The organism is Trebonia sp. (assembly GCF_049794275.1).
Classification (GTDB): domain Bacteria; phylum Actinomycetota; class Actinomycetes; order Streptosporangiales; family Streptosporangiaceae; genus Trebonia.
The window spans coordinates 1-6,794 of sequence record NZ_JBARCR010000982.1 but is presented as its reverse complement, the minus strand read 5'-3'; the positions used below and the strand labels follow the sequence as shown (position 1 = coordinate 6,794).

Genomic DNA, 6,794 nt, shown 5'->3' with positions numbered 1-6,794 from the left:
GTGCTGCTCGCCGGCTTCGCCGTCCACCTGCGGCGCGCCGCCAGGCGCGGCAGGCAGCCGCTGCTCGACCCCGCCATCTTCGCGGTGCCCGCGTTCCGCGCCGGGCTGATCGTGCAGGTCCTGTTCTGGTGCCAGCAGGCGGCGTGCTACCTGCTGCTCGCGCTGTTCCTCCAGCAGGGCCGCGGCCTGTCCCCGCTGGCGTCCGGCGGGGTGTTCGCGGTGCTCGCCGCGGGATACCTGGTCACCTCGCTGCGCGCGCCGGCGCTGACCATGCGGTTCGGCCGCCGGGTGATCGCCACCGGTGCCGTCGTCGGCGCCGCCGGCTACCTGCTGGTGCTGCTCGCGGTCGCGCGCTGGGGCACCGGCGGCCCGCTCGACGCGCTGTTCCCCGGCCTGTTCCTGGTCGGGGCGGGGCAGGGCCTGTGCATCACGCCGCTCACCACCACGGTGCTCGCGCACGCCTCGCCGCGGACCGCCGGCTCGGTGTCCGGCGCGCTGTCCACCGCCCAGCAGGTCGGCAACGCCATCGGGGTCGCGGTTAGCGGGGTCGTGTTCTACGGGCTGGTCGGCCACGGGTACCGGGCGGCGTTCGGCTCGTCCGTCGCGCAGCTGGGCGGCCTGCTGCTCGTGGTGGCGGTGCTCGCGCTGAGCCTGCTCCGCCCGGCGACCGGCGTGACCGGCGCGACCGGCGCGACCGGCGCGACCACGGAAGGCTGATACTCAGACCATGGCACCGCTGCTGACGATCGGCGAGTTCTCCAGGATGACCCACCTGAGCGTGAAGGCGCTCCGGCACTACCACGACATGGGCGTCCTGGAGCCCGCCGCCATCGACCCGTTCACCGGCTACCGCTCCTACGACGCGACCCAGGTGGTTCCCGCCCAGGTCATCAGGCGGCTGCGCGACCTGGGCATGCCGCTTGACTCGATCAGGTCGGTGCTCATCGCCCCCGACCTGGAGACGAGGAACCGCGAAATCGCGGCGCACCTGGGACAGATGGAGCGCCAGCTCGCCCAGACCCAGGCGTCGGTCGCCGGGCTGCGGGCGCTGCTCGCCGGCCCGGCGGTGCGGCCCGCCATCGAGTACCGCAAGATCCCGGCGGTCACGGCGCTGGCGGTCGCCCAGGTGGTATCCGCCGCCGACCTCGCGACGTGGGGGAGCGACGCGTTCGGTGCCCTCTCGGACGCGCTGGCGAAGCCCGGCGTGGCGCCGGCCGGGGCGTCGGGACCGTTCGGCGCGCTGTTCCCCGGCGACTTCTTCGAACTGGAGCGCAGCGAGATCACGGCGTTCGTCCCTGTCGGCTCCCCGCCGGGCGGCTTCGGGCCGCTGGAGGGGCCGCTCGACGGCCAGGTCCGGCTGCTCGAGATCCCGGCGGTGGAGGCGGCGATCGCGGTGCACGAGGGCCCACTCGACGACATCGACCGCACCTACGGCGCGCTCGGCACGGTCGTGGCCGAGCGCGCCATCGGCGTGGAGGGCCCGATCAGGGAGTACTACCTGATCGGCTTCCCGGAAACCGAGGACGAGAGCAAGCACCGCACCGAAGTCGCCTGGCCGGTATTCCTCACTGGGTGAGAAACGCGCCTGTGTTTGATCAGCAGGGTCCCGGTAAGGACTGACTGGTGGCAGTTGAGCATGGCGGTGAACAGGCCCCGCCCGACGCGGCGGCACCGGACGGGGAGACCGACCCCGAGTCCAGTGACGTGCTGGAGTCGGTGCCGCTGCCGCACGAGGGCGGTGAATCGGAGAGCAAGACGACCGTGCTGGTCGCCTTCGCCGCCAACATCCTGATCGCGGTGGCCAAGACGGCCGCCGCCGTCCTGACCGGCTCGGCGTCGCTGGTGGCCGAGGCGGCGCACTCCTGGGCTGATTCCGGCAACGAGATCTTCCTGCTGATGGCCAACCGCCGGTCCCAGCAGCCGGCCGACCGCACGCACCCGATGGGGTATGGCCGGGAAGCGTACGTGTGGTCGCTGTTCGCCGCGCTCGGGCTGTTCGTGGCGGGCGCGGTGGTCTCGGTCTCGCAGGGCATCGGGGAGCTCGTGCGCCCGGAGCCGGCCAGCAACTTCCGCATCGGCTACATCGTGCTCGCCGTCTCCTTCGTCCTGGAGGGGATCTCGTTCCTGCGGTCGGTCCGGCAGGCCAAGCCCGAGGCCGAGTCGATGCAGCGCGATCTCATCGACCATGTGCTCGCCACCTCCGACCCCACGTTGCGCGCGGTCTTCGCCGAGGATGCTGCCGCCCTGGTCGGCGTGCTCCTCGCGGCCGCCGGGCTCGGCCTGCACGAGCTGACCGGTTCGCCCATTCCTGACGCCGTGGGCTCGATCCTGATCGGCGTGCTGCTCGGCTTCGTCGCGATCGTCTTGATCAACAGGAACCGGCGCTTCCTCGTCGGCCAGGAAGCCGACCCCCGGGTCCGCGCCGCCGCCATCCGGGCCCTGCTCGCCGCGCCGGAAGTCGCCAGGGTGACCTACTTGCGGCTGGAGGTGGTCGGCCCGCGGATGGTTTTCGTGACCGGCGACGTGGACCTCACCGGCGATGACCCAGAGCCACGGCTGGCCTACCGGCTGCGCGCCCTGGAGGCGAGGATCAGCGCGTCGCCCGCTGTCGTGGGCGCGGTGCTGAGCCTGTCGGCCCCCGACGAGCCGACGCTCGAGGCGTAACCGCCCAGTGCTATCGCTCAGCGCTATCGCTCAGTGTCCTTGCCCGCGCGGGCGAGGGCACTGAGCCTGGTCAGGCCGTGCAGCGCGTCGACGTACGGGGTCGGCACGCCGACGATGGCGCCGATCTCGCGGACCGCGCCGGTGAGCGCGTCGAGCTCGAGGGGCCGCCCGGCCTCGGCGTCCTGCAGCATCGAGGGGCGGAAGTCGCCGAGCTTGCGGGTGACCGCGTGCCGGTCGCCGGGCGTCTGGTCGATGGGGCAGCCGATCCGCGCGCCGATCTCCCCCGCCTCCAGCATGGCCGAGGAGCAGAACGCGACCACCAGCTCGTCGGCCAGCACCGGGCCCATCGACGCCCCGGTCACTGCGGAGACCGGGTTCATGGTCAGGTTGCCCCACAGCTTGTACCAGACGGCCTCGTGAATGCGGGGTGAGACCGTGACGTCGAAGCCCGCGTCGCGCAGCGCCGCGGCGAGATCGGCGAGCCGCGCCGTTTCCGCGCCGGACAGCTCGCCGATGATGAGGCCCTTCCCGCTGTACAGCCGGACCAGGCCGGGCGAAGGCGAGCTCGCGGACAGGTGCACGGTGCCGCCGATCACGCGGCTGGCCGGGAGCACCGCGGCGATCCGCCCGCCGGGGTCCACGCTGTCGAGGTGGCGGCCGGCGACCGGCCCGCCGAACCCGTCGAAGAACCACCACGGCACGCCGTTGAGCGTGGACAGCACGGCCGTGTCCGGGCCGAGCAGCGGGCCGATGCCGGTGACCGCGGCGGGCAGCGACTGGGCCTTGACCGCGAGCACCACGAAGTCCTGAGGGCCGAGGTCCGCGGCGTCGTCCGACGCGGCCACCTTCACGGTCACGGCGCCGTTGGCGGACTCGACGCTCAGCCCCCGGGACCTGAGCGCGGCGAGCGTCGCGCCGCGCGCGTACACCGACGTCTCCACGCCGGCGCTGGCCAGCCCTGACGCGATGACGCCGCCGATCGCGCCGGCGCCCACGACACAAATGCGCATGCGCTCGACCCTAACGGTTGCCCGCTCCGGCCTTACACGGCCCCGCAGTCACACGGCCCCGGAGTCGCCGCCCTCCGGCGACCCGTTGTCCGGCTGCACCCAGATGTCCCGCTCGTGCATCAGCCGCACCTGCCTGTCGATCACCTCGCGGCGGTACTCGGCGTGCGTGTACGGCGCCCGGTCCAGGTACAGGTTCTTCGGGTAGACGGGCCGCTCGTAGATCAGCTGGTACTGCTCGGTGGTGAGGTCCTTGAGCCAGTTGTCCCACTGCGCCGCCGCGCGGAACCGGCGCAGCGCCTCCACGTCGACGGTGCCCGCCACCCAGGACGACCCGCCGCTGTAGGCGTGCCGCCCGACGACCTGCCCGCGGTAGTCGATGACCGCGGACCCGCCGCCGAACGTGTCGATCGGCACGTCGGACTCCGCGTCCAGGTAGTAGGTGCCGACGTTGCAGGCGATCAGGTACAGGTTGTTGTCCAGGGCGCGCGCCCGGTTCTGGATCTCGAACAGGCCGTTGCCGGTGTGCGGGTGCGGATACGGCCCGCGGTACACGACCTCGGCGCCGTTCATCGCCAGGCCGCGGGCGTTCTCCGGGTACGAGCCCTCGTTGGCCATCAGGAAGCCGAGCCGCCCGATCGCGGTGTCGGCGACCGGGTAGAACGCGTCCAGGGTGCGCCCGTACAGCTCAATCCACTTGTCCCACACGTTGTGCGGCGTCACCGAATGCTCCACGGGCAGCAGCGGCACGACCTTGTGGTGCTTCAGGACGATCTCGCCGTCGGGGTCCAGGACGAAGCCGACGTTGAAGAACCGCCCGGGGAACTCCGGATGCCTCGCCTTCGCCTGAGCCATCACGAACGCGTTCCACTGCCTGGCCAGCTTGCCGAGGTAGTCGGTCTCAGGGCCGGGCACGTCGATCGCGCACTCCCGCGCGAACGTCTCGTGGTCCAGGTCGAGCACCTCGTCGTTGAAGCCCTGCAGGGCGCCTTCGGGGATGGCGATCAGCCGGACGGGCAGGTCAAGGCTGGACAGCCAGGACGCCGCCTTGATCAGGTGCGAAATGTGCTCGAGGTTGACCGTGATGTCGGCGCGGCGCCGGATGCCGCGCATGGTGGGAACAAGGCCGATGGCCTGATAAGGCTCGATCATTGACGTGTCCTTTCGGGCGCTACCTCTGTATGTACTCCGGCGACCCGCCTCCTGTCTGCAACCTCGCCGTGTGCGAAAGTCGGACGATGATCAACCCGCAGGTGGCGCGGTCGCTGGCGGGCGCCGCGCCGCGATCATTCTGGCTCGACCAGCCGGACGCGCCCGACCCGCTGCCCGCGCTCACCGGCCGCGTCACCGCCGACCTGGCGGTCGTGGGCGGCGGCTTCACCGGGTTGTGGACGGCGCTGCTGGCGCGGGAGCGCGACCCGTCCCTCGACGTGGTGCTGCTCGAGGCGCGCACGGCCGGCTGGGCGGCGTCCGGGCGCAACGGCGGCTTCTGCTCGGCGAGCCTCACCCACGGGCTGGCCAACGGCCTGGAACGGTTCCCCGCCGAAATGCCGCTGCTCGAGCGGCTCGGCGCGGAAAACCTGCGCGAGATCGGCGAGACGGTCGCCGCCTACGGCATCGACTGCGACTTCGCGCTGACCGGCGAGCTGAACCTCGCGACCGCGCCGTGGCAGCTCGACGGCCTGGCCGAGGAGGCGGCGGCCGCCAGGGCCCTCGGCCATGAGGTCGAGGTGCTCGACGCGGCCGCGGCACGCCAGGAGCTGAACTCCCCGCTGTTCGCCGGCGGGCTGCGGTACCCCGGCGGCAACGCGATGGTCGAACCCGGCCGGCTGGCCTGGGGGCTGCGCCGCGCCTGCCTGGAGGCGGGCGTGCGGATCTACGAGAACACGCCAGCCGGGTCGCTGGCCAGGGCTGGCGGCGGAGAGGCCGGTCTCGAGCTGACGACGCCGTACGGCAGCGTGCGGGCGGGCACGGTGGTCCTCGGCACCGGGGCGTTCCGCCCGCTGCTGCGCCGGATCGGGAACTACGTGATCCCGGTGTGGGACTACGCGCTGATGACCGAGCCGCTGACCGCGGCCCAGTTGGCGAGCCTGGGCTGGAAGGACCGCCGCGGCGCCTCCGACCTGGGCAACCAGTTCCACTACTTCCGGCTGACCAGGGACGACCGGATCCTGTGGGGCGGATACGACGCCGTCTACTTCAACGGCGGCAGGATCCACGAGGAGCAGGCGCAGCGCCCGCGCACGTTCGCGATGCTGGCGGAGCACTTCTTCGCGACGTTCCCGCAGCTTGAAGGGGTGTCGTTCAGCCACGCGTGGGGCGGGGTCATCGACACGTGCACCAGGTTCTGCCCGTTCTTCGGCACCGCCTACGGCGGGCGGCTGGCTTACGCGGCGGGGTACACGGGGCTTGGGGTGGGTGCCACCAGGTTCGCCGCTCAGGTGCTGCTGGATCTGCTGGAGAAATCCGGTTCGGAACGGACCCGCCTGACTCTGGTCACGTCCAAGCCAGTGCCGTTCCCGCCGGAACCCGTCAGGTCGGCGGTTGTCCAGCTGACCCGCTCCTCGCTCGCCAGGGCCGACCGCAACGAGGGCCGCCGCGACGCGTGGCTGCGGCTGCTGGACCGGCTCGGCCTCGGGTTCGACTCCTAGCCCCTTCGACACTAGCCCCTTCGACTCTTGGCCCCTTGGACTCGTGGCAAGGTCGCGGGTTTGACGCCCGCGGGGCACGGGTATCACGAGTATCCGCGTTCGATTTGACGAAGGCTTCCCGTGGTCGTAGAGTTCACATGCCCCGAGGGGGACTGAACGCCGCGAGGCGGGACGGGACCCGGGGAGCCACCAGCTACTAGCGTCGCGGACCTTGGCGTGCCAAGGACTCCGCCGGTGCCGGTACGCTACGGCTCGGGAAATCCGGAAGGTCCCAATTTGACCGGATGGAAATCCCAGGGTAGATTAGAAAAACAGCCACCCCGGACGGAAAACGAAAGTTCTCCCATGGTGTGTGTCCGTTTCTTGAGAACTCAACAGCGTGTTAAAAGCCAGTGCATTATATGTACTAAACCCCCGTCGCGGGATGGTTCTTCGGGATTGTCTCGTTACGGATTTTCAGCCATGGCTTTGA

General features: G+C 71.2%; 6 protein-coding genes. 4 read left to right on the top strand and 2 right to left on the bottom strand.

The annotated features are described in order from the left end of the window. The 3 genes from WA805_RS25005 to WA805_RS24995 form a co-directional block, all read left to right on the top strand. The coding region (locus tag WA805_RS25005; protein WP_425243553.1) for an MFS transporter at positions 1–717 on the top strand (717 nt) is incomplete at its 5' end. Positions 718–727: 10 nt separating this feature from the next. Continuing rightward, entirely contained in the window at positions 728–1,576 is an 849-nt protein-coding gene (locus tag WA805_RS25000) for a MerR family transcriptional regulator (RefSeq protein WP_422288471.1), read from the top strand. A gap of 47 nt (positions 1,577–1,623) precedes the next feature. Beyond that, positions 1,624–2,664 (top strand): cation diffusion facilitator family transporter, encoded by a 1,041-nt coding sequence (locus WA805_RS24995; RefSeq protein ID WP_425243552.1) that lies wholly within the window; start codon positions 1,624–1,626, stop codon positions 2,662–2,664. A 23-nt stretch (positions 2,665–2,687) separates the two neighbouring features. Here the strand turns inward: WA805_RS24995 and WA805_RS24990 are convergent, their stop codons facing one another. Together WA805_RS24990 and WA805_RS24985 are read right to left on the bottom strand one after the other, a co-directional pair. Beyond that, on the bottom strand, positions 2,688–3,674 hold the full coding sequence (locus tag WA805_RS24990; RefSeq protein ID WP_425243551.1) for a 2-dehydropantoate 2-reductase: 987 nt from the start codon (positions 3,672–3,674) through the stop codon (positions 2,688–2,690). Between the two features lie 48 nt (positions 3,675–3,722). Next, positions 3,723–4,823 carry a nitrilase-related carbon-nitrogen hydrolase gene (locus WA805_RS24985; RefSeq protein ID WP_422337795.1) on the bottom strand — a complete coding sequence of 367 codons (1,101 nt, stop codon included), beginning with the start codon at positions 4,821–4,823 and terminating at the stop codon, positions 3,723–3,725. An 86-nt stretch (positions 4,824–4,909) separates the two neighbouring features. Between WA805_RS24985 and WA805_RS24980 the strand changes: the two genes are divergently transcribed. Then, complete coding sequence (locus WA805_RS24980; RefSeq protein WP_422325403.1) at positions 4,910–6,322, top strand: NAD(P)/FAD-dependent oxidoreductase; 1,413 nt, start codon at positions 4,910–4,912, stop codon at positions 6,320–6,322. The last annotated feature ends 472 nt before the right edge of the window (positions 6,323–6,794 follow it).